Raw genomic sequence first — 228 nt, 5'->3', positions numbered from 1 at the left:
TTTGCTAACCCTTTAAATACTGCAGATAAATCTCCAGTCGACTCTCCCAGTTCGCCTAAGTTGCAATATAAGTTGTCAAATACTGTTTCATGCTTTCTCAATGCCTGAGACAATGTATTACCGTTCTGAATATCTTTACTAATGGTTCGAAGCATTGTTGCCAATATAGGTTTAGCTTTTGTTTTAGCTATTATTTCCAAACCTTTATCAACCCTCACTCCTGTGGGT

1 protein-coding gene is annotated in these 228 nt (G+C 37.3%); it reads right to left on the bottom strand.

The features are described 5' to 3' along the window. The coding region (locus CWC14_RS19110) for a type II secretion system F family protein (protein WP_171036923.1) at window positions 1-228 on the bottom strand (228 nt) is incomplete at both ends.

Origin of the sequence: Pseudoalteromonas sp. S3260 (assembly GCF_005886925.1) — a bacterium.
Classification (GTDB): Bacteria; Pseudomonadota; Gammaproteobacteria; order Enterobacterales; family Alteromonadaceae; genus Pseudoalteromonas; species Pseudoalteromonas tetraodonis.
The sequence above is the reverse complement of the archived record's forward strand: the minus strand, read 5'-3'. Positions and strand labels throughout refer to the sequence as shown.